Here is a 2,571-nt window from a genome sequence, read left to right on the forward strand (position 1 = left end):
AGGCCCTTCAGCTCACCGCCGATCACCGACTTCAAGCCGGCGCCGAGCTGCGAACCCAGGTTGCGGGATCGCACCGTGAGCCCGAACACCTCTCCGATGACCTCCTTCACCTCGTATCCGGGCAGTTCGTTGGTGGTTACGACCAGAACGTCCGAGCTCTGCGCCGGGCCTCCGGTGTAGTCGTCAATGGGCATGGAATAACCGCCTCAGGAATGGAAGGAGATGAATGACCGAACACCTGCCCAAACGACGCCGGTGCGGTGCCGGTTCACCTCCAGCCTCGTTTCGCCGGGCTGGCATGTCTTTGCGGCCCGGCGGTGAGGGCGGTGAGTACTCCGGAACCTGCACCTCGTGGGCCGTGACCACAGGCCTCGGCAGAAGATGCCCCTGCACGTGCGCACCTGGACGTGCGACTGCGGGACGACCCATGACCGGGACGTGAACGCGGCGAAGAACATCCTGGCCGTCGGGCTGACGGCGTCTGTCTGTGGAGCTGGTGTAAGACCTCAACGGAAAACTCCGGGCGGGCAGTCGGCGACGAAGCAGAAACCCCTACAGCGCGAGCCGTAGGAATCCCCCTCCTTCAGGAGGGGAAGGAAGTCAAAACTGTTGTGCTGCCAGATGCAGAAGTGCCCGGAGGGGCACTGGCCGTAGTGGGTCTGTGCCGCTGGCGTTGAGCGTCACAAGGGCGCCTGCCAGTACTGCTGCGGAGAGCAGGACGCGGCGAAGCCGTGAACCGATCACGGATGTTCCTCACTCAAGCTTTCGACACTGGCGGGAACCCCGGGAGATGGTGGGTGAAGGAGCACTTCCCTGCCGGGCCGACGGTGGCGGGCGGGGAGGGCGGCGGCCCCGCCCCTCTCAAGCCTTCGGACGGCGTGCCGGACACCTCCTGCCCCGCCCGGGCAGCGGACGACCGGACCGCCGGCAAGCCCTGCTAATGTCCCTTTCCGGTATGCGGGAAGGGACGATGGGGTACCTACCGCTCCGATCGTTCGCTCCCCGTTCCGGGCCGACAGGTCACCGCGACGGGGGTCGCGACCCTCAGGCAGCCATCCGGAGGAAGCGCTCAGGTGTCCCGCACGCCGTTTTCGGCGGCGGGTTGTAACGCCCTTGAGCGGGCTACTGGGGGATGGTGACGGTTGTGGAGCATGCGCTTGATTTCGGGTTGCTGGGTCCGTTGGTGGTGCGGCGGGCGGGCGTGGTGCTGGATCCGGGGCGGCGCAAGCAGCGGTTGCTCCTGATCCGGCTGTTGCTCGCCGATGGCCGTGCGGTCGCTCCCGAGACACTCTGCCAGGAGTTGTGGTCGCCGGAGCCGGGGCGGGCACCGGGCGGGGCGACGGCTTCGCTGCATGCCCACGTCAGCAAGGCCCGTGCTGTCCTGGAGCCTCCGCACCTGCGTCGGGGGGCGTTCAGGGTACTGGTCACCGAACCGGCCGGATACGCCCTGCGCGTTCCGCCCGGAAGCCGGGACACCGTGCGTTTCGAGCGCGCTGCCGCCCGGGCGCACCGGCTGCTGGAGCAGGGCCTCACCGGACACGTGGTGCAGGAGGCCGAGGGGGCCCTGAACATGTGGCGCGGTGCCGCGCTCGCCGACGCCGCGCACCACCTGTTCGCCGCCCACGAAGCCGCGCGCCTGGCGGAGTTGCGGCAGAGCGTGCGGGAGATACGCACCACCGCCCTGCTCCTTCAGGGGCGAACCTCGGAGGCCGTGGAGGCGGCGCGGGAACTGACGGTGGAGCACCCCCTGCGCGAGACCGGCTGGGCCCTGCTGCTGCGCGCCCTGTACACCGCCGGCCGCCACCCCGAGGCACTGCAGCGCTATGCGGACCTGCGCCGGCTCCTCGCCGATGAACTCGGCCTCGACCCCGGCCCCCAACTTCGCGCACTGCACGACGGCATCCTCCGCCACGACCTGCCACCACTGCCTCGGCCGGGAACAACCGGGACAGCGGGCACGACAGCCGGCCCCGGTGCGGGCACCGAGGACAGCAGTGGTGCGCACGGACCGGCCGCGTCCGGAGCGCCGGAAGAAGGGGAGAGAACCACACCCGTCGGCGGCACGCCCCGCGCCGGGGCCACTGGCGCACCCGGCACCGCGGCGGCCCCGTCACGTGAGAGCGGCGCCCCGGCTGGGAGCGGCGAGGAAAGCGAGCAACTTCCTTCGGCGTGTCCGGCCCAATTGCCGAATGATCTGCCGATGTTCACGGGGCGGACGACCGAGAGCGCATGGTTGTACGCGGCGAGCGGTGCGCCCGGGCGGCCGGGGTCGGCCGGTGCTCCCATCGTGCTGATCGGTGGCGCTCCCGGTGTCGGCAAGACGACCTTCGCCGTTCACCATGCCCATCGGATCGCGTCGTCCTTCCCCGACGGACAGCTTTTCGTCAACCTGTGCGGGTTCCATCCCCACGCACCCGCCGTCGAACCCGGTGACGCCCTGCACGGCTTCCTCACCGCCCTCGGCGTTCCCGCCCCGCACATCCCCGAGGACACCACCGCCCGCAGCACCCTGTTCCGCAGCCTCCTGACCCACCGGCGCATCCTGCTCGTCCTGGACAACGCCCGCGACGA

General features: G+C 70.0%; 2 protein-coding genes and 2 pseudogenes. 2 read left to right on the forward strand and 2 right to left on the reverse strand.

Going from position 1 to position 2,571, the window contains the following annotated elements:
• On the reverse strand, positions 1 to 194 hold a 194-nt coding region (locus BZL64_RS37290), incomplete at its 3' end, for a heavy metal-binding domain-containing protein (protein ID WP_143663435.1).
• A 181-nt stretch (positions 195 to 375) separates the two neighbouring features.
• Between BZL64_RS37290 and BZL64_RS37295 the strand changes: the two are divergent.
• Positions 376 to 570 (forward strand): annotated as a pseudogene (locus BZL64_RS37295) (zinc ribbon domain-containing protein); the annotation flags it as partial.
• Here BZL64_RS37295 and BZL64_RS42305 read toward each other — a convergent pair.
• Positions 507 to 659 (reverse strand): annotated as a pseudogene (locus BZL64_RS42305) (hypothetical protein); the annotation flags it as partial. The pseudogenes BZL64_RS37295 and BZL64_RS42305 sit on opposite strands and share 64 nt — an antisense overlap.
• A gap of 485 nt (positions 660 to 1,144) precedes the next feature.
• On the opposite strand from BZL64_RS42305, the gene BZL64_RS42005 reads away from it, so the two are divergent.
• The coding region (locus BZL64_RS42005; RefSeq protein ID WP_279634666.1) for an AfsR/SARP family transcriptional regulator at positions 1,145 to 2,571 on the forward strand (1,427 nt) is incomplete at its 3' end.

The sequence above is a fragment of the Streptomyces bobili genome, assembly GCF_002154575.1.
Classification (GTDB): domain Bacteria; phylum Actinomycetota; class Actinomycetes; order Streptomycetales; family Streptomycetaceae; genus Streptomyces; species Streptomyces bobili.